This window comes from Nocardia sp. NPDC003183 (assembly GCF_053590715.1).
Window position 1 is genome coordinate 198248 of sequence record NZ_JBSFTG010000004.1, and the last position, 24490, is coordinate 222737.

21 protein-coding genes are annotated in these 24490 nt (G+C 67.7%); 13 read left to right on the forward strand and 8 right to left on the reverse strand.

Annotation, left to right across the window (positions count from 1 at the left end):
• Positions 1–39 precede the first annotated feature (39 nt).
• Both ACWDXS_RS16855 and ACWDXS_RS16860 read left to right on the forward strand, forming a co-directional pair.
• Positions 40–1020: a LysR family transcriptional regulator gene (locus ACWDXS_RS16855; RefSeq protein ID WP_449966579.1), complete on the forward strand. Its 981-nt coding sequence runs from the start codon at positions 40–42 to the stop codon at positions 1018–1020.
• 88 nt (positions 1021–1108) lie between these two features.
• A complete protein-coding gene (locus ACWDXS_RS16860; RefSeq protein WP_378989277.1) occupies positions 1109–2821 on the forward strand; it encodes a cutinase family protein in 1713 nt (570 codons plus the stop codon).
• Positions 2822–2884: 63 nt separating this feature from the next.
• Here the strand turns inward: ACWDXS_RS16860 and ACWDXS_RS16865 are convergent, their stop codons facing one another.
• On the reverse strand, positions 2885–4063 hold the full coding sequence (locus tag ACWDXS_RS16865; RefSeq protein ID WP_449966582.1) for an MFS transporter: 1179 nt from the start codon (positions 4061–4063) through the stop codon (positions 2885–2887).
• A gap of 106 nt (positions 4064–4169) precedes the next feature.
• On the opposite strand from ACWDXS_RS16865, the gene ACWDXS_RS16870 reads away from it, so the two are divergent.
• The 5 genes from ACWDXS_RS16870 to ACWDXS_RS16890 all read left to right on the forward strand — a co-directional run bounded on the left by ACWDXS_RS16870 (position 4170) and on the right by ACWDXS_RS16890 (position 10060).
• Positions 4170–4619 carry a MarR family winged helix-turn-helix transcriptional regulator gene (locus ACWDXS_RS16870; RefSeq protein ID WP_449966585.1) on the forward strand — a complete coding sequence of 150 codons (450 nt, stop codon included), beginning with the start codon at positions 4170–4172 and terminating at the stop codon, positions 4617–4619.
• A gap of 67 nt (positions 4620–4686) precedes the next feature.
• A complete protein-coding gene (locus tag ACWDXS_RS16875; protein ID WP_449966588.1) occupies positions 4687–5553 on the forward strand; it encodes a hypothetical protein in 867 nt (288 codons plus the stop codon).
• 287 nt (positions 5554–5840) lie between these two features.
• Positions 5841–7193 carry a WS/DGAT/MGAT family O-acyltransferase gene (locus tag ACWDXS_RS16880; RefSeq protein ID WP_387446084.1) on the forward strand — a complete coding sequence of 451 codons (1353 nt, stop codon included), beginning with the start codon at positions 5841–5843 and terminating at the stop codon, positions 7191–7193.
• Positions 7194–7237: 44 nt separating this feature from the next.
• Positions 7238–8362, forward strand: a complete 1125-nt coding sequence (locus ACWDXS_RS16885) for an NAD(P)H-dependent flavin oxidoreductase (protein WP_378989281.1) — start codon at positions 7238–7240, stop codon at positions 8360–8362.
• Between the two features lie 261 nt (positions 8363–8623).
• On the forward strand, positions 8624–10060 hold the full coding sequence (locus ACWDXS_RS16890; RefSeq protein WP_449966594.1) for a threonine/serine ThrE exporter family protein: 1437 nt from the start codon (positions 8624–8626) through the stop codon (positions 10058–10060).
• Between the two features lie 10 nt (positions 10061–10070).
• Here ACWDXS_RS16890 and ACWDXS_RS16895 read toward each other — a convergent pair whose 3' ends face one another.
• Positions 10071–10844, reverse strand: coding sequence for a GntR family transcriptional regulator (locus tag ACWDXS_RS16895; RefSeq protein ID WP_358185311.1), 774 nt, complete (start codon positions 10842–10844; stop codon positions 10071–10073).
• Positions 10845–11119: 275 nt separating this feature from the next.
• Complete coding sequence (locus ACWDXS_RS16900; protein WP_449966597.1) at positions 11120–13492, reverse strand: lysylphosphatidylglycerol synthase domain-containing protein; 2373 nt, start codon at positions 13490–13492, stop codon at positions 11120–11122.
• A gap of 161 nt (positions 13493–13653) precedes the next feature.
• Between ACWDXS_RS16900 and ACWDXS_RS16905 the strand changes: the two genes are divergently transcribed.
• Positions 13654–14580, forward strand: coding sequence for an NAD-dependent epimerase/dehydratase family protein (locus tag ACWDXS_RS16905; RefSeq protein ID WP_449966600.1), 927 nt, complete (start codon positions 13654–13656; stop codon positions 14578–14580).
• Positions 14581–14614: 34 nt separating this feature from the next.
• Here the strand turns inward: ACWDXS_RS16905 and ACWDXS_RS16910 are convergent, their stop codons facing one another.
• From ACWDXS_RS16910 to ACWDXS_RS16925, 4 genes are all read right to left on the reverse strand, one after another.
• Positions 14615–15556: an MBL fold metallo-hydrolase gene (locus ACWDXS_RS16910; protein ID WP_378989286.1), complete on the reverse strand. Its 942-nt coding sequence runs from the start codon at positions 15554–15556 to the stop codon at positions 14615–14617.
• 91 nt (positions 15557–15647) lie between these two features.
• A complete protein-coding gene (locus ACWDXS_RS16915) occupies positions 15648–16034 on the reverse strand; it encodes an RNA-binding S4 domain-containing protein (RefSeq protein WP_449966603.1) in 387 nt (128 codons plus the stop codon).
• Between the two features lie 3 nt (positions 16035–16037).
• Complete coding sequence (locus tag ACWDXS_RS16920) at positions 16038–16598, reverse strand: C40 family peptidase (RefSeq protein WP_378989543.1); 561 nt, start codon at positions 16596–16598, stop codon at positions 16038–16040.
• 330 nt (positions 16599–16928) lie between these two features.
• Complete coding sequence (locus ACWDXS_RS16925) at positions 16929–17201, reverse strand: hypothetical protein (RefSeq protein ID WP_378989288.1); 273 nt, start codon at positions 17199–17201, stop codon at positions 16929–16931.
• 108 nt (positions 17202–17309) lie between these two features.
• Between ACWDXS_RS16925 and ACWDXS_RS16930 the strand changes: the two genes are divergently transcribed.
• The 3 genes from ACWDXS_RS16930 (at position 17310) to ACWDXS_RS16940 (ending at position 20187) form a co-directional block, all read left to right on the forward strand.
• Positions 17310–18491, forward strand: a complete 1182-nt coding sequence (locus ACWDXS_RS16930; RefSeq protein ID WP_378989289.1) for an AAA family ATPase — start codon at positions 17310–17312, stop codon at positions 18489–18491.
• A 263-nt stretch (positions 18492–18754) separates the two neighbouring features.
• Positions 18755–19705, forward strand: a complete 951-nt coding sequence (locus ACWDXS_RS16935; protein ID WP_449966607.1) for an alpha/beta fold hydrolase — start codon at positions 18755–18757, stop codon at positions 19703–19705.
• 191 nt (positions 19706–19896) lie between these two features.
• On the forward strand, positions 19897–20187 hold the full coding sequence (locus ACWDXS_RS16940) for a hypothetical protein (RefSeq protein ID WP_056824003.1): 291 nt from the start codon (positions 19897–19899) through the stop codon (positions 20185–20187).
• A gap of 84 nt (positions 20188–20271) precedes the next feature.
• Here the strand turns inward: ACWDXS_RS16940 and ACWDXS_RS16945 are convergent, their stop codons facing one another.
• Positions 20272–21450: a thiolase family protein gene (locus ACWDXS_RS16945; protein ID WP_378989291.1), complete on the reverse strand. Its 1179-nt coding sequence runs from the start codon at positions 21448–21450 to the stop codon at positions 20272–20274.
• 247 nt (positions 21451–21697) lie between these two features.
• Between ACWDXS_RS16945 and ACWDXS_RS16950 the strand changes: the two genes are divergently transcribed.
• A complete protein-coding gene (locus ACWDXS_RS16950) occupies positions 21698–22537 on the forward strand; it encodes a hypothetical protein (protein WP_378634809.1) in 840 nt (279 codons plus the stop codon).
• 30 nt (positions 22538–22567) lie between these two features.
• Positions 22568–24490, forward strand: a complete 1923-nt coding sequence (locus tag ACWDXS_RS16955) for a fumarate reductase/succinate dehydrogenase flavoprotein subunit (RefSeq protein WP_449966612.1) — start codon at positions 22568–22570, stop codon at positions 24488–24490.

The following is a 24490-nucleotide window of genomic DNA, read 5'->3' on the forward strand; positions in this document are numbered from 1 at the left end:
TTTCAGCACTGAATTATTGACTGAAATGGAATAATGCTGGTGAACAGCTCTGATCCGGTCGTCGACGCCAATCTCGCCCTCGCGCTGGACGCCTTGCTGGCCGAGAACAGCGTCACCCGCGCCGCCGCCCGCCTGCACACCTCGCCCGCGGCGATGAGCCGCACCCTCGCCCGGTTGCGCCGCATCCTCCAAGATCCCCTCCTGGTCCGGGCCGGACAGACCATGGTCCCCACCCCGCGTGCCGAGGCCCTGCGCGAAGAAGCCGCCGCGGTGGTGCGGAGTCTCGGAGCACTGCTCAGTCCCGGTTCCGGCGTCGATCCCGCCGGTCTGAGCAGCACCTTCACCCTCCAAACCGCCGACCTGGTCGGCGCGGCGCTGGCGCCCCGGCTGCTGGCGCTGGCCGCACAGGAGGCGCCGGGGGTCTCGTTCCGGCTGCTGGCCGAAGAGTGGGAGGCGGGATCCGCGCTGCGCGACGGCCGGATCGATCTGGAGGTCGGGTCCATCGATCACGTCGATCCCGAAACCCAGGTCGAGGAATTGGTGACGCTGCGCATGGTGGCGGCTGTCCGACCGGGCCACCACCTGACCGAAGAATCCTTGACCCCGGCCCGGCTCGCGGCCGCCCAGCACGTCGCGGTCAGCCGCCGTGGCCGATTCACCGGCCCGCTCGACGCGGCGCTGGCCGAGCAGCACCTCCGGCGGCGGGTCAGCGTCGTCCTGCCCAGCCACCTGGCCGCCATGACCCTCGCCGCCCGCTCCGACATCGTCTGCCTGGTTCCCGCCGCGCTCCCCGGCGCCGAACCGTCGCCCCTCACCGACGACGCGACCGCCCTCGGCCTGCACCTGCTCGACATCCCCCTGGCCCTACCGCCCCTCACGATCGGCATGGCCTGGCACCCCCGTCACACCGCCGACGGCGCCCACCAGTGGCTCCGCGACGCCATCCGCCGGACCTTCTCGGTGAGAGCGATCGCGCATGACCCAGGAAATGGGGGCAGGGCTTCCCGTTTGCGTCAGTAACGATCTTGCTGGTGGGCGCGACATTGTTCGTGACATGCGGCCCGTCGGGGGGCCTGCCCACCTGTAGGTCATTCGAACGGGATCACATATGAATCTGCGTGAGTTTCTCGCGAAACATCGCATTGCTTCAGCTGTTGCCGCGCCTGCGGCGTTGGGTGTCGCGGCGATTGTCGCCGCGTCCTTCGCGGTGACGTCGCAGCCGAAATCACCCAGCTACGAGCTGACGACGTCGGTGACGGAGTGCCGCGAGATGGTGACCATCTCGGTGGCCGGACGCAACGACACCCCGGTCGAGGGCACGACGGCGATGCTGCTCGATGCCAACGGGAATCCGCTGCCCGCCGCGCTGTCGGGCGACCACAGCAGTGTGTGGGTGGATCCGGTGGTGAACGCCCCGCGTGACGACGTGGCCGAGGGCGACTACGCGGCGGTGTACATCGCCTACCCGGCCGATCTGGCGAGCTATGAGGACGCGGTCAACCGGGGTGTGGAGAACACCCAGCAGGTGATGCGCGAGATCTCGGCGGCCTGCCCGGACACCAAATTCTCGATCGTGGGCTACAGCGAGGGCGCCGATGTGGTGCGTCGGGTGGCCGAGGGCATCGGCAACGACGACCCCGCCGACGGGTACGCGACCGTGAACCCGGACGACGTGCTCGGTGTGGTGATGTTCGCCGATCCGGGCCGCAAGGCAGGCGACGGCACCTTCCTCGGTGCGGACGACCCGTTCGCGCGCCCCGACAACTTCGACCAGAAGTACCAGGACGGCAAGACCCCGATCTCGGGTCAGGGCGTCACCACGGGCGCTGATTTCGGCGCGCTCAACGGCAAGATCGCCTCCTTCTGCTCCGAGGGCGACCTCACCTGCGCAGCACCGGACAACATCTCCCTGCTGCAGCTGGCCGCCAATGTGGGTCGTCAGATCAATATCGACGAACTGCAGCGCGCCGACCTGGAACGCAACGGCATCACCGCGATCACCCCGGCGATGGGCCAGGACATGGCGTTCACGCTGGGCCGGATCGCGATGGCCGCGTTCTCCGACATCGGCTCGAACCCGAACTGGATGGCCAGCGACGAAACCTTCCTCGACGTACTGCTGAAGGTGTCGGACCCGGACTACAAGCCGGGACAGACCACCACGCCCGCGAAGGCCGACGTGATCGCCGGTGAGCAGCTCTCGCCGCTGGCGTACCTGCCGCAGAAGATCTTCAACGAGATCGTGGGGCTGATCGTGACGAACCAGAACACGATCCCGGTGGTGATGAACGATCCGTACCAGCTGACTCTCGGCCCGAACGGCACCGGTCACCACTTCGACTACTGGCGTGATTCCGACGCCGCGAACGGCAAGCCGCTGACCTCGGCGGAGTACGCGGCAGCCTGGCTGACGCACCTGGCCAAGCAGGCGCAGGCGGGCGAGACCATCGACACGAAGGCCGCGCCGGACGATGCCTCGGTGACCGCCGCACTGGCGGCTCCGACGAAGCCAGCGACGACCACCACCGCGCCGACCAGCACGTCCAAGACCTCCGCGAAGTCGACGACGACCAGCCCCAAGCCGAGCACCACGTCCAAGACGGGCACCAGCACCACGGCACCGTCCACGACGGTGGCCCCGTCGACGACCACACCGTCGACGACCACACCGGAACCGGCGACCAACCAGGCGGCCGCTCCGGCCCCGACGACCACCGTGGCCCCCACCACGACGGTCGCCCCGACCACGACGGTGGCGCCCACCACGACGGTCGAGCCGACCACCACCGTTGCCCCGACGACCACCCCGTCGGCCAACTAGTCACGAACCACGAAATCCCCGGTGGGCAGCGTTATCCGCTGCGCACCGGGGATTTTCGTCTGTCTAGACCGAGACGGGTTCGGGGACCGAAGGCCGAACGGCGCGTTCACCGCGAGTCGCGGCGATCAACACCAGCAGCCCGGTGACCGCGAATCCCATTCCGACCCACAGCGGCGACACCCAGCCGAACCCGGCGCTGATCGCCAGGCCGGACAGCCACACGCCGAGGAAGTTGCCCACGTTGAAGGCCGCGATATTGGCCGACGAGGCGAGAGTCGGTGCGGCACCGGCATTGTCGAGCACCCGCATCTGGAGACCGGGGGTGGCGCCGAAGCCGAAGAATCCCATGGCGGGGAGCAACAGCAGTGCTGCGATCCGGTAGTCGGCGAGCAGTGCGAATGCCGCCAGCGAGAGCGCGAGGGCCAGCGTGAGCGCGAGCAGAGTGCGGGTGAGTGCGCGGTCGGCCCAGCGGCCGCCGAGCAGATTGCCGAAGAACAGGCCGACCCCGAACAGCACCAGCAGCCAGGGCACCATCGCTTCGGAGAAGCCGGTGACGCGCGTGAGCAGCGGTTCGATGTACATGAAGGCACCGAACATCCCGCCGAACACGAGCACGGTCATGACCAGCGAGTACCAGACCTGGGTGTTGCGGAAGACCGACAACTCGGCCCGCAGGTTCGGGCGTTCGCGGGTGGCGGGCGCGTCGGGGACGAGCGCGGTGATGCCGGCCAGCGCGACCAGCCCGACCACGGTGATCACCACGAACGTGGCCCGCCAGCCCCACTGCTGGCCGATGAACGTCCCCAGCGGAACGCCGAGAACATTGGCGACGGTGAGCCCGCCGAACATGATCGAGATGGCGCCGGCCTTCTTCTCGGGCGCGACGAGCGAGGAGGCCAGCACGGCCCCGATGCCGAAGAACGCACCGTGGGCGAGGGCCGCGAGCACCCTCCCGCCGAGCAGCGCGGCGTAGCCGGGAGCGAGTGCCGAGGCCGCGTTGCCGACGGTGAACAGGACCATGAGCAGCTGCAATGCCCGCTTGGGCTGCCACCGGTTGACCAGTGGGGTCAGCGCGAGCGCGCCGATGACGACGGCCAGCGCGTACCCGGAGATGAGGTAGCCGGCGGTGGGCACCGAGACGCCGAGGTCGGCCGCCACCGGGGAGAGCAGCCCCGCGATGACGAATTCGGTGAGTCCGATGCCGAAGCCCCCGAGCGCGAGAGCGATGAGACCGAGTGGCATGTGAACGCTTCTTTCCATCAGGGGCCGATTACCCGCGTGTGCAACTAACGATGATCGACGATAGTTGCACACGCGCTATATTGCAACCGCCAGCTATACTCGTCGCATGGGTATTGCTGATGACGCCGTCGAGGTACGGGCGACCGGCTGGCGCACCCTGGCCGCGCTGCACGGGCACATCGAGACCGCGCTCGAACGCGAGCTGGTGCGCGAACACGAGCTGTCGATCGTCGAGTTCACCGTGCTCGACGCACTGGCCCGGCAGGACGGCTGGCACATGCGGATCTCCCAGCTGGCCCGCGCGGCCGCACTGTCGGCGAGCGCGACCACCCGGCTGGTCAACCGGCTGGAAGACCGCGGCTTCCTGGTGCGCGTACTGTGCGCCGACGACCGCCGCGGCATCTACACCGAACTCACCGAAACCGGCAGGGCCGCCTACGAAAAGGCGAAACCGACCCACGATCGAGCACTCGAGAAGGCACTCGCCGACGCGGAGCAGATCCCCGAACTCGCCCCCCTGGTCGATTTTCTGCACCGGGTTCCGGCGCCGAGCTGACACGCGACATCGATACCAACGCGCCGATCATGGTGACTGTTGCGAGCACCGGTGCAATGATCGCTGGGTGACTCAGTGGCTCCCACTCCTCGGCTCGCTCCCCGTCGCCGGCGCAGTTCTGGTCGGCGTCATCGCCAACAACCGAACCCACCGGGAAGGAATCGCGGCCGCCGACGAGCGCGGCAGGCAGGCACTCGACGCAGCGCAGCGCAATGTCGAACTGTCGAACATGGTGGGTGACCAGCGCGATCACGAGGCGTGGCGCCGCGAGGCGGTGCTCGCCGCGGTCGCCTCGATCCTGGAGATGTCGGCCTCGGTGCGCGCCGACCTGACCACCTGCGGTGAATGGGATCTGGTCACCACCGACGAGATCGACAGCGTCAGCGCGCAGATCCACAAGGTGATCTGGGATCGCCCGGGCGGCACGCTGACTCGTCTTCGGGTGGTGGCGCATCGCCGGATTCCCAACAAGTGCGAAGACCTGCTGCGCACCCTCACCGCCGCCCAGCACATCACGATGCAGCGGCTGAAGCTGCACATCGACGTGGAGGCGACCGTCGAGGAGCTGGAGCAGATGGCGTCGCTGTGGCAGAAGGCGATGCGCCATGCCGCCGAACAGGAGCGTGCGCTGGTCGAGACGACGCGCATCGAGCTCGGTATCGAGATCGCCTCGAAAGGTGGCGGGGCGGACCCGGTTCCGGCGCCGCAGCCGGTGGTCGCCGAAACCCGTTCGGAAGAAGTCGCATTCGAGGAAGTCACCGCCGAAAAGCCCACCGAGCCCGAGCCGACGGCCGAGCCCGAGCAGTCGACCGAGCCGCAACAGCCCACCGAGGCACCGCAGCTCATCGAGGCGCAGCTCACGAATGAGGCGTCGCAGGAAGACGATCCGCGCGACGCCGTCGACCCGCGCGAAGCGCAGACCGTCAAAGTCTGACCCGAACAAGAAATCGGGCCGCGACATGTGGTGTCGCGGCCTGTTTTCGTAGAGCTCTACTCATCCGCGGCGCGCCGTGTTCGCTCAGCTCGAGCATCCAGTACTCTTCCGCGAGCTGAACATCCGGTGAACACCATGGAGTTCGTGATGGTCCGGGCGTTCAGCTGACGCGACCCCGGACGGACGGGTAACTTGGATATACGGCACGCAGGGGTGCCGAACCCGACAGCGTGGTCGATCGTCTGAAGACTTTGCACCGATCCACTCTCGTCAGGGGGCGATCTTTCATGGATCTCATCGCGCCGTTGGATGCGCTGTTCCTGCTCGCGGAATCTCGTGAGCACCCGATGCACGTCGGCTCACTGCAATTATTCGAACCGCCCGAGGACGCCGGGCCCGACTATCTGCGCGAGTTCCGCGCGGCCTTGCTGGCCGACAAGACCGTTCGGCCCACGTTCGGCAAGCGGCCCGCCACCTGGCTGGGCGCACCGCAGATGGCGTGGACCCAGGACGACGACGTCGACCTGGACTATCACGTGCAGCGCAGCGCCCTGCCCGGGCCGGGCCGTATCGACCAGCTGCTCGACCACGCGTCGACCTTGCACAGCGCCCTGCTCGACCGGCACCGCCCGATGTGGGAGCTGCACTTCGTGGAGGGCCTGGCCGACGGGCGCTTCGCGCTCTACTCGAAGATGCATCACGCACTGGTCGACGGCGTGTCGGCCCAGCGCCTCATGCGGCGCACACTGACCACCGACCCGTTCGCGACCGAGCTCAGGCGGCCGTGGAACCTGCCGCGCAAGCTCGGCCCGCCGCGCCCCGGCAAATCCCGGCTCGGCAGCCTGATCGATACCGTCACATCGGCGCGTTCGTCGACCACGGCGTTGATGAAGGCCACCCGCACCGGTCTGGTGCAGCAGCAGCTCACCTTGCCGTTCGAGGCGCCGCGCACGCTGTTCAACGTGCCGATCGGCGGTGCCCGCAAATGCGCGGTGCGCAGTTGGTCGATGGATCGGGTCAAGCAGGTGAAGAAGGCGACCGGGGCCACCGTGAACGATGTGGTGCTGGCGATGTCGGCGGGCGCGCTGCGGGCCTACCTGCTCGAGCGCGACGCCTTGCCGGACAAGCCGATGATCGCGATGGTGCCGATGTCGTTGCGCGAGGAAGACGACGTCGACAGCCAGGGCGTGAAAGTCGCGGCGCTGCTGTGCAATCTGGGCACCGATATCGCGGACCCGCTGGAACGCCTGCGGGTGGTGAGCGAGTCGACGCGTCGCAACAAGGAGGTGTACCACTCGCTCACCCCGGCGCAGACGCTGGCGATGGCCGGGGTGATGTTGAGTCCGATGGCGGCGATGCTGCTGCCCGGGTTCGCCTCGGTGGCGACGCCGCCGTTCAATATCGTCATCTCGAATGTGCCCGGAGCGCGCGAGTCGCTGTACTGGAACGGTTCGCGTCTGGACGCCACCTATCCGCTGTCGATCCCGCTCGACGGGCAGGCCGTGAACATCACGCTCACCTCCAGCGGTGACAACCTCGATTTCGGTCTGGTCGGCTGCCGTCGCACGCTGCCCGACCTGCATCGACTGCTCGATCACCTCGAGGATTCGCTGGCCGCGCTGGAGGATGCCGCGCTGTAGAAATTAACCGTTCTCGACCAAACTAGAACGTGTTACAGTTCGGTATGCGTACCGAATTCTGCGAACAGCTCGGCATCGAGTTCCCCATCTTCGCCTTCACCCACTGCCGCGACGTCGTGGCGGCGGTGAGCAACGCGGGCGGATTGGGGGTGCTCGGCGCGGTCGGCTTCACCGCCGAACAGCTCGAGGTGGAGCTGGCCTGGCTCGACGAACACGTCACCGGGATCTACGGCGTCGACCTGGTGATCCCGTCGAAGTACGAGGGCAAGGGCGTCGACGGGCTCACCCCCGAACAGCTGGAAAAGCAGCTGGCGCAGATGGTTCCGCAGGGCCATCGCGACTTCGCCCAGCAGATCCTCACCGACCACAACGTGCCCGCGCTGCCCGACGGTGAGCACCACAACGAGCTGCTCGGCTGGACCGCGACCACCGCGGGACCGCAGGTCGACGTCATCCTGAACCACCCCAAGGCCAAGCTCGTCGCCAACGCGCTGGGCACCCCGCCCGACGACGTGGTCAAGCGCATCCAGGACTCCGGCCGGGTGATCGGCGCGCTGTGCGGTTCGGTCAAGCACGCGATGAACCACAAGGCGGCAGGCCTCGACTTCGTGGTGTGCCAGGGCACCGAGGGCGGCGGGCACTGCGGCGAGGTGTCCTCGCTGGTGCTGTGGCCGCAGGTGATCGACGCGATCGGCGACGTACCGGTGCTGGCCGCCGGTGGCATCGGCAACGGCGCGCAGGTCGCGGCGGCGCTGGCGATGGGCGCGGCGGGCGCGTGGACCGGGTCGCTGTGGCTCACCGTCGAGGAGGCCAATGTGCCGCCCGCCCAGATGGACACCTACCTCGAGGCGACCAGCCACGACACCGTCCGCTCGCGTTCCTGGACCGGCAAGCCGTGCCGCATGCTGAAGAACGACTGGACCGACGCCTGGGAGTCCACCGACACCCCCGACCCGCTGCCGATGCCGCTGCAGATGATGGTGGCCCTCGACGGCGTCAAGCGCGGCCACCGCTACCCCGAAGCCGCCAAGGACGTGAACTTCAACCCGGTCGGCCAGGTGGTCGGCATGATGAACAAGGTCGAACGCAGCGCCGACGTGGTCAACCGCCTCGTCGAGGAATACGTCACCGCCTACGACCGGCTGGTCCGCCTCGCCGGGGACTCCTAGCTGGTCCGCCTCTCCGGGAACTTCCAGCCAGACTCGAGTGCGGGGTAGTCGGCGACGCGGCGAGCTCCCAGCCTCGCCGGTGAGCCCGTTCCCGGTGAGTTACCCATGTAGTCGCGAGATCTCGGGATGCGGTCCGATTCCATCCGTTTGCTGGGTCCATTCATTGCGCGGAAGAGGCACTACACTCGGCGTATCTACCCTGCGGGGCGGTGTTAAGACACCGTCCCGCAGCATTGCCCAGCGGTTGCGGACGGCGGTGACATGGGTTCGGAGGAATACGCGAGCAAGACCTGGAACGTGGCCAGAACCCGGGTTACGCACGCCATCGCCAAGGTCCGCGAGCAATACGCGAAGGCCGCGCCGCGACCCACCGAGCACGAACCCGTCGACCCGCCCGTACCCGCCGATCTGCTGAATCTGCTGTGTCGCATCGGCGTGGCGCTGGTCGGCGCCGGCGAGACCTCCGCACGGGTGCAGGTCATCCTCGACAAGCTGTCGCGGCGCTACGGCACCGCCAATATCCATTTCATGGTGCTGCCCACCGCGGTCTTCGTCCGGGTACGCACCGACGAAAGCTCCGCCATCGACATGCTCGATGCCCGCGTCGGCACCCTGCCGCTGGACCAGATCGACGGCCTCTACCGGCTGATCGACCAGATCGAGCAGGACGCGCCGCCGCCGAGCCGGGCATCGAGGGATCTCGACACGATCCTGACCCAGAAACCCGGCAGCCCACCGTGGCTGATCCTGCTCGGGCAGGTCGTGCTGACCGTCGGTATCGGCATGATGCTCAACCCGGGCGCACGGGCGCTGGTCGGCTATGTGGTGCTCGGGCTGGTCGTCGGTGTGCTGACTCAGCTCGCCGATCGGGTGCGGCTGCTGTCGATGGCGTTGCCGGTGGTCGCGTCGGCGGTGGTCGCGGTGCTCGCGTACGGCTTTCCCGGCGCGCTCGCCGGTGGGCAGCCGCAGCAACTGCTGATTCCCGCGGTCGCGACGCTGCTGCCCGGTGCGATGCTCACCAACGGCACGATCGAGTTGGCGACCGGGTCGATGGTGGCCGGTGCCAGCCGGGTCGTCTACGGCATCAACATGCTGTTCCTGCTCGCGCTGGGTTCCTACGTGGGGGTCAGTGTGCTCGGGCCGCTGTCGGATCCGCCGGTGAGCAGTGCCCAATTGGGGTGGTGGGCACCGATAGTCGGGGTGCTGCTGATCGGGTACGGGCATTCGTGGCGGTCGAGCGCACCGCAGAACACGGTGGGCTGGCTGCTGCTCGTCCTCTACATCACCTACGCGGCGCAGGTCCTCGGCAAGCATGTGTCCGGTCCGCTGACCGGCACGTTCCTCGGCGGGCTGGTCGCCGTGAACGCCGCGTATCTGATCCAGGGCCGCAAGCACGCGCCACCGACCCAGGTGGCGTTCCTGCCCGCGTTCTGGATGCTGGTGCCCGGCGGGATCAGCCTCACCGGGATCTCCGACCTCGTCACGCATTCGCTGTCGGGGGTGTCGACCGGCGGGCTGGAGGTGCTGGTCTCGGCGCTGCTGTCGGTGATGTCGATCGCGCTGGGCGTGATGGTCGGCTCCGGTCTGGCCACCGCGCACACGCCGCGCGTGAGCACCATCATCGACACGGTGGTGCCACACCATCTGCCGTGGGTGCACACCGCGGAGACGACGAAGAAATCCGACTCAGACAGCTAGCCGGGGTGGTTCAGACGGCCGAGCTCAGCGGCACGGTGTGGACCGGAGTCTCGCCGACGAGTTGCCCGAAGCGGGCGATCACCTTCTCGTGGTACAGCGCGAACAAGTCACCGAACAGCGCGAGTTGCGCCTCGCTCGGGGCGGATTCGGCATCCCACACCGCGAGCAGCGCGCGCCAGACGAGCACGTGCAGATCGGGCGCGACGGCGAAATAGGCGGCGACCGCCTCCGGCACCTCGACGACCATATCGGCGATCGAATTCAGTACCGCGCGTTGCATACTCATCTCGAGCACGCCGAGTAGCTTGCGCACCAGCGCGATCTCGGCGGCGATGATGCGCGCGTGGTCGGGCACGGCCTGACGTGCCATCGCCTCCAGCTCGTCGACGGCGGCGGCGAGCTCGGCCGGATCGAGCACCTTCTCTCCCGCCGTATAGGCGAGCAGCGCCTCACCCACGATGCCGCGTTCGACCTCGACGATGTCGGTGAACATCTCGGCGGCGACCGCGGGCGCGGTGATCGAGAACCGGAACAGGTGCCGGTAGACGTCCATACCGCCCTCGACGCGGACATCGCGGATGGTGAAGCCCTTACCTCGCCTTGCCTCGACGAATCCGTAGGACTCGAGGCGTCCGAGGATGAGCTGGGCGGTAGCGCGGTTCATCCCGAACTCGTCGGCGACCTGGCGAACCGACGGCATCAGCTCGCCGGGCCGGTACTCGCCGGTGGCTACGCGGCGCGCCAACTCATCGGCGACGTCGGCGACCACCGTCCGGGATCCCATCGAAACAACACCTCTCGGTCATGATCCGGCTACGTCCCAGACAGTTTAGGCGCTGAATGCCTGGAGCGCTGGTGCGCTCGAGTCGAGACTTTCAGCGATCACATCGCTATCGATGCGCCGCCCTGTCTCCGATCAGCGAACTTTCCTTCTGGCGTGCCGTTGAGCTGGATCAGACAGCGCTGTGCGACACCGTGACTGAATACGCAGGCAACGGGGCAGCTAAACATTTTGGGCGGAACCGCGCGAGCCGGCCTTCGGGCCGGCCCTCCGAGAATTCAGATCATGTCTTTCTTGTCGAGCCACCGCATGACCGGCCAGCCCAAACCTACGGGGATCCAGCAGGTCAGCACGCGGTAGAGCAGGACGGCTGGGACGGCGATCTCGGCCGGGACGCCGAACGCCGCGAGACCACCGATCAGGGCCGCCTCGACCGCGCCGACGCCACCGGGTGTCGGCGCGGCCGAGGCCAGGGTGCCGCCGATCATGGTGACGATGGTGACGGCCACGAAGTCCGTGCCGCCGCCGAAAGCCTCGACGCTGGTCCACAGGGCCAGCGCCTGGCCGAGCGTGATCGCGCCGCAGCCGGCGACGATGACCACGAATCGCATCGGATCCTTGGCGAGGTCGGCGAGTTCGCCCAGCACTTCCTTGACCTGCGGACGCACCGAGTGATTGACCCAGCGCCGCAGCGTCGGCACGAACATGAACGCGCCGATCAACCCCACGCCGACGCCGGCGATCAGATACAGCACGGTCGCGTCGGGCACGATGTGGGCCAGGTTGGTCGACGTGCCCGCCACCACGCTGAACACCACGAGCAGCACCAGGTGGGTGAGCACCTGCATCGACTGCTGCATCGCCACCGCGGCGGTCGCGCGCAGGGTCGTCATGCCCGCCTTCTGCAGGAACCGCACACTCAGCGCCAACCCGCCGACACCGGCGGGGGTGGTCGTCGCCACGAAGGTGTTGGCCAGCTGCTCCACGAGCAGATAGCGCATCTTGACCAGCCCGTCCGCGCAGGCGCCGAGCGCGGCGGCGGCGCCGACATAGGTCAGCCCCGACACGGCCAGTCCCGCGAGCGCCCACCACCAGTTGAGCGTGCGCAGCTGACTGAAGAACGTCGGCACCTGGCTGAAGAACGGATACGCCACATAGACGAGCGCGACCAGCAGGACGAGCTGGATGATCTGGTTGCGGGAGAACCGCGTGATCTGTTCGGACTGGATGCGGTCGTGGCCGGTCTGCCTGCGCACTTCCTCACGGGCGGTGGCCATCACTTTGGTCCACTGCGGCACCGACTTCCGGATGCCGATCGACATGGCCGATTTCGTCAGGCGCCGGGCCGCGTAGGCCACCCTGTCCTCGCCGAGTACCTCGATCGCCGCCGAGACCGCCTCGTGTTTGCCGTAGAGCGAGGTGGTGGTCACCAGCAGCTGGGCGATATCGGTCTGCCGTTGCGCCTCGGCCGCGCCGAATTCGGCGGCCGAAAAGCCGCCGAACAGGGTGTCGCCCTGGCTGACTCGCACGAAGTCGGGTTGCAGATCGCCGAGGCTGATCTGGTTCTCGTGCAGCCGCAGCAGCGACCGCCACACCCCGGGCAGCACCTGCGCGGACAACGTCGCGATCTGGGTACCGCGAGGCATGGTGTGCGCGTACAGCATCCAGCCGCGACTCAGACCGGCCACCGCCACCTGATGGCTGTCGGCCATCCCGAGGTCACCGATCGCGATGCCGAGCAGCGCGCGATGTTCCACCGCCCGGTGCATCGATCCGTGCAGCGGCGCGGTCTCACTGGTGCGGAACGTGATCCAGCGCCACACCTGCCGGATCGCGCCGAAGCTGCGCTGGTTCTTGCCGTACAGCTCGACCATGATCTCGTCTTCGGGCCCGTCGACCTCGGTGGCGAGCAACAGCGGTCCGCGCCCGGCCGGTCGATCGACCCGGAAGGCTTTCACAGTGTGGCCGCGCCCCGCGAGCACCCGGACCGCGCCGTCGAGCGGCACCTCGAGCGCGGGCGTGCCGACCACCCAGACGATCACCGCGCCGACCAGCCAGCCGACCACCAGGCCGAGCATCGCCCGCGCGGGCACCACCGAGCTGACCACCAGGTGGATCGGCGCGAACATCAACAGCAGGAACCACATCCAGCGTCGCGGCCGCACCGGCAGCCACGGGCTCGACACGGTGAGCATCGCCGCGAGCATCGCGATCCAGCGTGGATCGTCGAGGAATTGGGAGAGGAAGGTGTCGAAGCGGTCCGGGACCGGCATGTGCCATTTCGGCGTGAAGATGCCCGCCCCGGTGATCGACAGCGCCAGCACCGCGAGCAGGCCCGCCGCCCCGTACCCGAACAGGAGCTTCCATTGCCTGCGCAACACGAGTTCGATGAAGATGGCGAACGGCAGTGCCAGGATGAGCATTCCGTAGATCAGGTAGACCATGGTCGCCTGGTCCTGGCTGAGGAAGTCCACGATCTTGGCGACCGAGCGTTCCAGCGCCAGCCATTCCGGCCGGGTGATCAGCGAGCCCGCGATCACCACGGCTACGCCGATTCCCGCCAGCACCACCCGGACGATATCGCTGGTACGACGGATCATCGGCTGCAGGAGTTTCCCCGTGACCGGGATCTCCCGACCGTCGACTCGCATGAGCCGCACGATACACACCGACACGCCGCAGACCCGCCGTGACATCACTCAATCGGCACGGCCGTCCCGCGTGCCGTGAAGCCGATCACAGGCCGTCACGAACACTGGCGATACCCCGTCCAGGAAGTAGGGAAACACTCACTCAGCCGGAAGGAACGATCATGCAGGTTCTGCTCGCGGGCGCCACCGGCGCCATCGGCCGCCCTCTGATCCGCGCGTTGACCGCGAACGGACATACAGTGTGGGCGCTCGTCCGGAATCCGGGTGCGCACCCACTCGTGCGCGAGCTCGGCGCCACCCCGGTCACCGCCGATGTGCTCGACCGCGACGGCCTGTTGCGCGCCGTCGAGGGTTTGCGCGCCGAGGCCGTCATCCATCAGGCCACCGCCCTGCGCGACGCGAAGGTGCAGCGCCGGATTCCGGCCGACGATCCGACCGGGCTGCTGCGCACGGTCGGCACCGCCCACCTGCTCGACGCCGCGGCGGTGGTGGGCGCCGGTCGGTTCGTCACCCAGTCGCTGATCCTCGGCTACGGGTACCACGACCACGGTGACCGGCTGGTCACCGAGCGCGATCAGTTCGGGGTGTACGACGGTGGGGTGGCCGACGAGGTGGTCCGCGCGTGCGTGGCCGGCGAGAGCCAGGTCTTCGACGCGCCCGGTGTCGACGCCATCGCGTTGCGGTACGGGCTCTTCTACGGTCCCGGCGCGTTCAGTGACCTGTTCGCGGACATGATGCGCAAGCACCGCCCGGTCGGCCCGCTCGGTTCCGGCGGGGTGAATACCTGGGTCCATGTCGACGACGCGGCCGCCGCGACCGTGGCCGCACTCGAGCGCGGCACACCTGGTCGCGCCTACAACATCGCCGATGACCATCCGATCACCTGGCGGGAGTTCTTCACGGAGGTCTCCCGAGCTCAGCGGACCCCACGCCCGATCCGGCTGCCCGCCTGGATGATCCGATGGGCGGTCCCCTATATCGGCGCCCTCATGTCCGACACCTCGATGCGGATCTCGAGTCAGCTCGCCCACGATGAATTGGGTTGGCGTCCGAGGTACGCCGATGTCGCCGCCGGTCTCGCGGACTGATCCTCCGGTCGGGCACCACGCCGATATCCGGCGATCAGGGTGCGGTGCGGGCGGTCACGGCGGCACGGTCGTGACCGGGGATCACTTCGATCTCGGCGGGAAGCGCGTGCAGGCGGTGGATGGTCTCGAACGCCCGGTTGCGGTCGGCGTCGAGGAGTTCCCCGAGCAGCGGCGCTTTCTCGCGCAGGAGGTCGATCTGCAGGGTGCTCCAGACCGCGTCGCCCGCGAGCAGGACGCGGGAGCCGTCGTCGACCGCGAGCAGGATCCCGACGCTGCCGGGGGTGTGCCCCGCCAGGTCGACGATCAGCACGGATCCGTCGCCGAACAGGTCGTGACTGCGGGCGAAGGTCAGCACCGGCGGGCCGTCGAGTTCGTAGAGATCGAACGCGCGACCGCGCAGCGGCCCGCGGGCCACGCCGAGGGGGGCGTGCGAACCGGTCATGGCCCAGCTGTATTCGACGGTGGGCACTCGGATCGGAACCAGGCCGGGTAGTTCGTACAGCCCGGCGACATGGTCCCAGTGCAGATGTGTCGGCAGCACGAAGTCGATGTCGTTGCCGGTGAGGTCGTGGGCGGCCAGTACCTCGCTCAGTCCGCGCACCGGGCTGTCGGGCCCGACCAGCAGCGGCACGGGGAAGGGCAGCTCGGGCAGCACCCGCTGGTGCACGCCCGCGCAGATCGCCGGGTCGACCAGGAAGGTGGCGTCCGGGTGGCGGATCAGGAAGGTCGACATGGTCAGCGGCGTCGACCGCAGGGTCCGCACGCCCTCGGCGACGATCGTCGTCGGCGCGGACAGCTCCGCCTGGGTGAGCGCGGTCAGGGCGACGGTGTTGTGCGCGGGAGGGACAGGAGCGCACTCCAGTCCGTCGAGAAATGCGGTATCGGCGCCGCGCGGCCAGAGCAGCCGCGGCCCCGTGGTGGCGACAGCGATACAGCAGGCGAGAACAGTCGATAACATCGTCGTGCGCTCACCCATACGTGCCACCGTAGGCGATCGCCCACACCGCGACCACCAGACCCGGTCGAGCCGCCGCTGTTCATCGCTAACGCCCGATTACATCCAGCGGCTAGTCGGCGCGACCCATGAGCCGATCTGTTTCGCGCCGTTCACGTTTCGTAGGCCGACCGGCACCACGCTCGCGCTGCGGCAGGGTGGCGAGGACTTCCTTCGGCGGCGGTGGGGGGCTGCGATCGATCAGGCACTGGGCGGCGACGGGCGGGCCGACGCGCTTGTGAATGATCCGCTCGACCACGACGATCCGCTCGAGACCTGCGTGGCGGATCCTGATCTCGTCACCGGGGCGGACGGTCAGCGCCGGTTTCGCGGTAACCCCATTAACGCGCACATGCCCGGCGCGACAGGCTTCTGCCGCGGCCGAGCGTGTTTTGAACAGGCGCACCGACCAGGTCCACGCGTCGACGCGGGCCTGGCTATCGGAGTGCTGGGGGGTCACCCCTTAGACGATACGGCGAGCCGTGACGACGTCGTCTGCGCTGAGGTGGGTGTAGGACACCGGGGTACCCGACTGCACGGCGTTGAGGAGCTGACCGTTGCCCGCGTAGATACCGACGTGGCCACCACCGTTGGTGATGACGATGTCACCGGCCTGCAGGTTGTCGAACGAGACGGGAGCGCCGACGTGCGACTGCTCGAAGCTGGTGCGCGGCAGTTCGACACCGGCCTGGCGGTATGCCCACTGCACGAGGCCGGAGCAGTCGAAGCTCTGCGGGCCTGCGGCACCCCAGTTGTACTGGGCGCCCAGCTTGCCGCGGGCGGCGTCGAGGGCGATATTGCCCGCCGTCTGCTGCTGCTGGAACGGGTTTTCGAACTGGACACTCGGGAGCTGCGGTGCGGCCTGGCCCTGCGGGGCGACCATCGCCTGGAGCTGCTTCTCGACCTGCTGTGCCGGCTGCTCGAGCTCTGGCGGCAGATCGAAGTTACCGAGACCGGGAATGTTGATCGTGGCGGCCTGCGAAATCGCGGGCATCGCACCGGTTGTAGCGGCCACCGCGCCCATGACGAGGGCACCCTTGACGGAATTCGGCAGTCGAGAATCCCGCTGCAAGCTGTGTTTACCCACCGAGACGAGTCTCCGATCTTGCTACTCTCCCGCCGCTCGGTCGCGAATCGCTTGGCGACAACGACTTTTCGGCGGTGACCCAATGGCGCCGCTTCTCTGACGAACCGACAGACTCCACTAAGTCACGAGAAGATTACGGCCTGTGATGAGCGCTGTCCAGCGAAGCACGCAAGTTGTTTTCCTACGACCGGAAAAGCCCAGAACAGAGGCCACGGTACCGGCGTGTCGGCGCGAGTAACGATTTCATCGTCCGCGCCGCGCGGCGCGTTACCCAGTGCGCCGCTCGCGCAGGGCGCGCTCGAGTTCGTCGATGCGCGTTCGGGCGTCGGCCAGGTCGACCTCGAGCCTGCCGAGCACGATCATCATCGGTCCGAGCGCCAGGTGAGCGAGCGACTCCGGCGGTATTTCGCCGTAGCCCCCCTCCAGCGTCGCCTCGAGCGTCGCCAGCAGGTTGCGCCGGACCGCGTCGGCCAGGTGCGCTTCCGGCGGCAGCGGCCATGCGGCGACGATTTCGGCGGCGGACACAGGTTGCTCGGACATCACCCTCCATCTCGGACCCAAGGACAGTCTCGTGTTCGCTAGCAGTATCTAGGACACAGCCCAGAGTTACCGAGATTCTCCCGTGCACACGCGCTACGGTTGTCCGGCATGGACCCCGTGCGCAATCCGTATGCACCCGGCGCCGGCCAGCGTCCGCCCGAATTGGCCGGGCGCGACAAACAACTCGCGGCGTTCGACATCGTGCTCGAGCGCATTGCCCGCGGTCGGCCCGAACGCAGCGTGATGCTCACCGGCCTGCGCGGTGTCGGGAAGACCGTGCTGCTCAACCAGCTTCGCTCGGCCGCCATCTCGCGCGGCTGGGGCACCGGCAAGATCGAAGCGAGACCCGACCAGGATCTGCGCAGACCGCTGTCCTCGGCGCTGCACATGGCGGTGCGCGCGATCGCGATGTCGGCCCGCAACGCCGAACAGGTCGACGATTTCCTCGGCATTCTCAAGGCCTTCGCGTTGCGCGCCACCGCGGACAAGGGCATGCGCGAACGGTGGCAGCCCGGTATCGATGTACCCGCGGTGACCGGCCGCGCCGACTCGGGCGATATCGAGATCGATCTGATCGAACTGTTCAAAGAGGCTGCGGCCCTTGCCTCCGACATCGGTGTCGGCATTGCCATCTTCATCGACGAAATGCAAGACCTCGGACCCGCCGACGTGTCCGCGATCTGCGGTGCCTGCCACGAACTGAGCCAGGACGGCGCCCCGCTGATCGTCGTCGGCGCGGGCCTACCCCACCTCCCCGCGGTGCTCTCGGCCTCGAAAAGCTACTCGGAGCGACTGTTCAGCTACCACCGCATAGATCGCCTCGACCGCGAATCAGCCGACCTCGCGCTCATCGCGCCCGCCGAACGCGAAGAGGTGAAGTTCACCGAAACCGCACTCGATTCGCTCTATCAAAGAGCCGACGGCTACCCGTATTTCGTGCAGGCCTACGGCAAGGCGGCCTGGGATCAGGCACCCGAGAGCCCGATCACCGCCGAGGACGTCGCGGTGGCCTCCCCCGCCGCCGAGGAGGAACTCGCGGTCGGTTTCTTCGGCTCCCGCTACGAACGCGCGACCCCCGCCGAACGCGAGTACATGCGCGCCATGGCCGACCTCGCCGGCGACGACGCCCCGGTCGCCACGTCGGCGGTGGCCGCCGAGCTCGGCCGCAAACCCGCCTCGGTGTCCCCCGCGCGCGACGGCCTGATCAAGAAGGGCCTCATCTACTCGGCCGAACGCGGCACCATCGGCTTCACCGTCCCTCACTTCGGCCGCTACCTCCGGAGCGTATGAAAATCTTCGGGCTTCTAGGGCATCACCTAGATAGTCTGAGAAAGTTCTGCCGAACGACTCCTCGACAACTATCTACAGTTTTCTAGTCCAAGGGCTAGATATCCGAAGAATTTCCTGGGTAACGGTATGAGCCTGCCCGGAATCGGTTGCGCATCGGGTGGATAACGCGAGGGTTGACCAGCTAACACGCTGGAAACCTTCTCCGAAACACCAGCAGGACCCGCCGCTGAAGGTGCGTCCCGCCGGAGGCGGAGGAGGCTCCAATGTCGAAGACCTTCCCTATCACCGACACCGACGGCCGTCGCTGCACCGTCGTCGCCGATGACGGCGTGCCGATCGCGGTCCGCAGCTTCGGCGCCACGGACGCGGCCCTGACCGTGGTTTTCGTGCACGGCCACTGCCTGCACACCGAATCCTGGTCGTTCCTGCGCGAACATCTGCTGCGGGAGTGGGACGCCGACGCCCGCATGATCTTCTACGACCACCGCGGCCACGGCGAGTCCGGGCACGCTCACCACACCACCTACACGATCGACCAGCTCGCCACCGATCTCGACGCGGTGCTGCGCGCGGTCGCCCCGACCGGGCCCTTGGTACTCGTCGGTCATTCGATGGGCGCGATGGTGGTACTCGCCTACGCCCGCCTCTATCCGGCGGCCATCGGTCACCGGGTCGCCGGGATCGGCCTGATCGCGGGCGCCGCGGGCGGCATCACCGAGGCCGGCCTCGGCAGGCTGCTCAACCGGCACGCCGTTGCCTCACTGCAGCGCGCCGTCGTGCACGCACCGCGCGTGATGCAGGCGTCGAAGCGCTTGTCCCGCTGGATCTTCGCGCCCCTGATCCGCGAGGCGAGCACGGGTACCCGGCGGGTGAATCCGCGCGTCGCGGCCATCGCCACGGCGGTGCTCAACGAGACCGCGCTGCTGACCATGTCCGGCTTCCTGAGCTCGCTGCTCGACTTCGACGAGGCCCACACCCTGCCCCACTTCGGCGATCTGCCCGCCCTCGTCCTGTCGGGCTCGGCCGACCTCATGGTGCCGTTCGCGCACTCGGTGGTGCTGGCCTCGCAGCTGGCGGGCGCCGAACTGGTGCGGGTCGAGGGCGCGGGTCACAGCGTCATCCTCGAACGCGCGGAGGAGGTGGCCCGGTCGATCATCGCGTTGGTCGAGCGGGCGAGCATCGACGCCCGTACGCGCTACGCCGTCGCCGGGTGAACGCAACAGTTACCGGATGGCAATCCTGTGATCCCCGACAACATCGGGCGTAAACCGAAAAGATCCGTTATTGTGGTGGAGATCACGTTGTGTGGTGAGTCACACAGCTCGGTGCAGTGCGGCCCGAGGCTTTTCGGGCGTGCCCGTGATCCGGCGAGTCGGTATGCCCGCCATATACACAGGAGGTAACGATGACACGCAGCGATATCGCGGAACTGCGCTACGCGGTCGGCCAACTCCGGCAATCGATAGGCGCACTGCGCTCCAACTACGGCGACGCGGCCACCATCCGTCGTCTGGAGAACGACCTCGAGCGGCTCGTCATCGACGCCGAGGACTTCGAGCAGGCACCACCGCCGGAACTCGCCGTCCCCCGCAGGTCGGAGCCGATCTACGTGCCCGACAGCAAGTCCGACGAAGCGGCATGGATGGGCGCTCAGGACGAAGGGCTCGGGTTTCATTCGCGCCCTAGAACAAAGTAAGACCTGATCACCGGCGCGACGGCCCTGCTGACAGGGTCGTCGCGCCGACCTCTGTCTGTCGGCCCCGGTCCGGGTGTCTCAGGATTACCCGGCTCGGTGTCGGCCCAATTTGCGGGTTCGGGAGCCATGGAAGCGGGCGCCTCGGGGGACTTCGGTCGGTTCGTCGATTTCGGCGGATTCGAACAGGGCGGCGATGCCGTGGTCGTGGCCGAGGGCGATGGCCTCGAGGCCGTAGCGGCCGCCGGTGCGGCCCAGTTCGTGCAGCATCGTGGTCATGATTCGCAGGCCGGTGGCGCCGACCGGGTGCCCGAGTGCGATATCGGAGCCGTTCACGTTGAGCCGGTCGAGGGGGTCGAGTTCCCACTCGGTGGCCAACGCGAGCACCTCCACCGCGTAGCCCTCGTTGATTTCGAGCAGATCGATCTCGTCCAGCGAGCATCCGGTACGCCCGAGCAGCTTCGACACCGCCGGTGCCGCCCCGAGTCCTGGCCCCGCGTTGTCACAACCGGCCGCGGCCCAGCCCGCGAGAAACGCCATCGGCGTCAGCCCGAGCTCGCCGAGCCGATCCTCGGCCACGACCAGGCACGCCGACGCCCCGAGCCGATGCGAACTCATGTTCCCCACCGTCACCACGCCCTCGCGCAGCAACGGGCGCAAACCGGCCAGCGTGTGGGTCGACAGGTCGTCGCGCACACCCTCGTCCCGGGTGATCTGGTGATCGCCGTAACCGGCGGCCACCCCGACGACCTCGGCCGCGAACGCACCCTGGCGCCAGGCGCGGGCCGCCTTGCGATGACTGGCCACCGCGAATTCGTCGGCGGCACTGCGGTCGATCCCGTAGTAGTGCGCCAACCGCTCGGCATTGTGCAATCCCGCGGTCCCGCCGGGCAGCCCGGCCGGTGTCGCCGCGCACTCCACCCCGCCCGCGACCACCACGTCGGCGGCGCCGGTCTGCACCATCATCGCCGCGGTGATCACCGCCTGCAGACCGCTGCCGCCGTGTTTGTCGGTCACGAAACCGGGTACTGCGAAAGGTAATCCGGCACCACGAGCGGCGAGCGAGCCCACCGCGGGTTTGTCGGAGAGGCCGCCGTCGATACAGGCCATGGCCACATCGTCGATGCGTAGCGGGTCGATGCCCGAGCGTTCGATCACGGCGGACAACACCGTGGTCGCCAGCCACTCGGCGGGCATACCCGACAGCGCGCCACCCTCGACGCCACTGGGCGTGCGGACGGGTGCCACGATCGCGGCTCTTCTCATTGCGCGTCACGCTCCTCTCCCCGGTGCGGGGAATACCTGTCACAGGGCACCACAGGTTTGTTGCACGGGCATGACGGGTCGTCACGGACGTCACGGCTGTGATCGAGATCACCGGCATGTGTGACAACCGAGTGGGTGAGACCCACCGCGAGCGGCGCGAACACAGGCGTATGGTGCTCCACATCACAATCCATCGCGGTGGGTAATGATCACTGCCGCAGACCCGAGGATCAGCGAGGCATCCACCGTGAGTGCCGCACCGACCGCCTCCCCCGCGTCACACTCCGCGGGCACCGGCGTCTTCAGCAGAACGCGTGCCCGCATCTCCGCGCGCACCCTCCGCACCGACCGCTGGTGGCTACCACCGCTGTTCACCGCGCTCGGGCTCGCCGCGTTCGTCATCTACGCGACGATCAGATCCTTTGTGCGGACGGCCTACTGGGTCCCCGAGTTCCACTATCTGACGCCGTTCTACTCGCCGTGTCTGAGCGACTCGTGCGCACCGGGATCGGCGCACTTCGGCACCCCGTTCCCCGAGCTGCCGATGTGGATTCCGCTCGGTTTCGTGGTGCTGCCGTTCCTGCTCGGCTTCCGGCTCACCTGCTACTACTACCGCAAGGCCTACTACCGCTCGGTGTGGTTCTCGCCGCCGGCCTGCGCGGTGGCCGAGCCGCACGCGCGCTACACCGGAGAGTCGCGGCTGCCGTTGATCATCCAGAACGCGCACCGCTACTTCTTCTACGTGGCGCTGGTGGTCTCGCTGGTCAACACCTACGACGCGATCACCGCGTTCCATGGCAGCAGTGGCGGTTTCGGTTTCGGCCTCGGCAACATCGTGCTGCTGGTGAACGTGATCCTGCTGTGGGCCTACACCCTGTCGTGTCATTCGTGCAGGCACATCGCGGGCGGGCGGCTCAAGAACTTCTCCGCCCACCCGGTGCGGTACTGGTACTGGACCCAGATCTCCAAGCTCAACACCCGCCACATGGCGCTGGCCTGGACCACCCTCGGCACCCTCGTGCTCACCGACTTCTACGTGATGTTGGTTGCGAGCCACACCATTTCGGACCTGCGGTTCGTCAACTGAGCTGCGACAACGCGAGGAGCTTGTATTTCAATGCCAGACGTGGAACGGCACGACTACGACGTCGTGGTGATCGGGGCGGGCGGCGCGGGTCTGCGAGCCGTGATCGAGGCACGCGAACAAGGGCTTTCGGTGGCGGTGGTGTGTAAGTCGTTGTTCGGCAAGGCACATACCGTGATGGCCGAGGGCGGCTGCGCGGCCTCGATGGGCAATGCCAACGAGAAGGACAACTGGCAGACGCACTTCAAGGACACCATGCGCGGCGGCAAGTTCCTCAACAACTGGCGCATGGCCGAACTGCATGCCCAGGAGGCCGCCGACCGGGTGTGGGAGCTGGAAACCTATGGCGCGCTGTTCGATCGGACGCCCGACGGCCGGATCAGCCAGCGCAACTTCGGCGGCCACACCTATCCGCGCCTGGCCCATGTCGGCGACCGGACCGGCCTCGAACTGATCCGCACGATGCAGCAGAAGATCGTCTCGTTGCAGCAGGAGGACTACGCGGCCACGGGCGACTACGAGGCCAGGATCAAGGTCTTCGCCGAGTGCACGATCACCGAATTGCTCACCGACGCCGGCGCTGTCGCGGGTGCGTTCGGCTACTGGCGCGAATCCGGCGGCTTCGTGCTGTTCAAGGCGCCGGCCATCGTGTTGGCCACCGGCGGAATCGGCAAGTCCTACAAGGTGACATCGAACTCCTGGGAGTACACCGGCGACGGCCACGCGCTGGCGCTGCGCTCCGGCGCGACGCTGATCAATATGGAGTTCCTGCAGTTCCACCCCACCGGCATGGTCTGGCCACCGAGTGTGAAGGGCATCCTCGTCACCGAGGGCGTGCGCGGCGACGGCGGGGTGCTGAAGAACTCCGACGGCAAGCGGTTCATGTTCGACTACATCCCGCCGGTCTTCAAGGGCCAGTACGCCGAAACCGAGGAGGAAGCCGATCAGTGGTTGCGCGACAACGATTCCGCGCGCCGCACTCCTGATCTCCTCCCCCGCGACGAGGTCGCGCGGGCGATCAACGAGGAGGTGAAGGCGGGCCGCGGCACCGAGCACGGCGGCGTCTATCTCGACATCGCCTCCCGCATGCCCGCCGACGAGATCGTGCGCAGGCTGCCGTCGATGCACCATCAGTTCAAGGAACTGGCCGATGTCGACATCACGGCCGAGCCGATGGAAGTCGGCCCCACCTGCCACTACGTGATGGGTGGGATCGAGGTGAACCCCGATTCCGGGGCGGCGGTCGTGCCCGGATTGTTCGCTGCCGGTGAGTGTTCCGGCGGCATGCACGGCTCGAACCGGCTCGGCGGCAACTCGCTGTCGGACCTGTTGGTGTTCGGCCGCCGGGCGGGGCTCGGCGCGTCGGCCTACGTGCAGCAACTCACCGACAAGCCGACGCCCGCCGAAACCGATATCGAAGCGGCTGTGAAAGCCGCGCTGGCGCCGTTCGATTCGCGTGCGGAGGGCACCGGCGAGAACCCGTACACCCTGCACTCCGAACTCCAGCAGACGATGAACGACCTGGTCGGCATCATCCGCAAGGAACACGAGGTGCGCGCGGCGATCGACAAACTCGGCGAGTTGCGTGTCCGCTACGCCGATGTGGCGGTGGAGGGCAAGCGACCGTTCAATCCCGGTTGGCACCTGGCGCTGGACCTGGCCAACATGCTGATCGTGAGCGAATGTGTCGCGCAGGCTGCGCTGTTGCGTACCGAGAGTCGCGGTGGCCACACCCGCGACGATCATCCCGGCATGAACCCGGACTGGCGCAACACACTGCTGGTCTGCGCCGTCGATCCGGCGTCGGACGCGCAGATCCCCGACGTCACCGTCACCCCGGCCGATCAGACGCCGATGCGCGACGACCTACTCGCCCTGTTCGAACTGAGCGAGCTCGAAAAGTACTACACCGAGCAAGAATTGGCTGCGCACCCGGCAGCCGAGGGAAAGGCGTAA